The organism is Nguyenibacter vanlangensis, assembly GCF_013376155.1.
GTDB lineage: Bacteria > Pseudomonadota > Alphaproteobacteria > Acetobacterales > Acetobacteraceae > Gluconacetobacter > Gluconacetobacter vanlangensis.
The window spans coordinates 1-567 of the sequence record NZ_JABXXP010001221.1; the positions used below are offsets into that span (position 1 = coordinate 1).

Sequence of the window (567 nt, forward strand, 5' to 3'; positions counted from 1 at the left end):
CTGACCCTGGCGGGGGGAATCCTGCTGTTGTGGGTCTGCTGGAAGATGTACCGCGAGCTGCGGCGGCCGGAGCACGCGGACCATGGGGGGGACCATGAGCGGGCCGCGGGCCCGAAGGCGCTGCGGGCGGCGATCGTGCGGATCGTGGTGGCCGATTTGTCGATGAGCCTGGACAATGTGCTGGCGGTGGCCGGCGCGGCCGGCCGGCATATGGGCGTGCTGATCGCCGGGCTGGCGATTTCGGTGCTGATGATGGCGGTGGCGGCGTCGCTGATCGCGCGGCTGCTGGAACGCTATCGCTGGATTGCCTGGGTCGGGCTGCTGATCGTGCTGGGGGTCGCGGTGGAACTGATCGTCAAGGGTGGAGGCGAGGTATGGCGGTCGGTCGTCTGAAGCGGCTGACATGGGGGGCGGCCTGGCTGGCGGGCCTGCTGTGCGTGCCGGCGGCGGCCCGGTCGGAGAGTGTGCATGCGGAGAGCGTGCAATCTGGTCACGCGGAGAGCGTGCAGTTCGATGCCAGGCGGGCGGAGCCGGGGGACGCGTTGCCCGACGGGGTGCGGGCGGACG

General features: G+C 71.1%; 2 protein-coding genes. Both read left to right on the forward strand.

Annotated features, from left to right (window positions below; genetic code table 11):
• Positions 1–393, forward strand: a 393-nt coding sequence (locus HUK84_RS22235) for a TerC family protein (protein ID WP_176642048.1), incomplete at its 5' end; no start/stop codon positions are given.
• Positions 375–567: hypothetical protein (locus HUK84_RS22240; protein WP_176642049.1), on the forward strand; the 193-nt coding region annotated here is incomplete at its 3' end. The genes HUK84_RS22235 and HUK84_RS22240, both read left to right, overlap by 19 nt.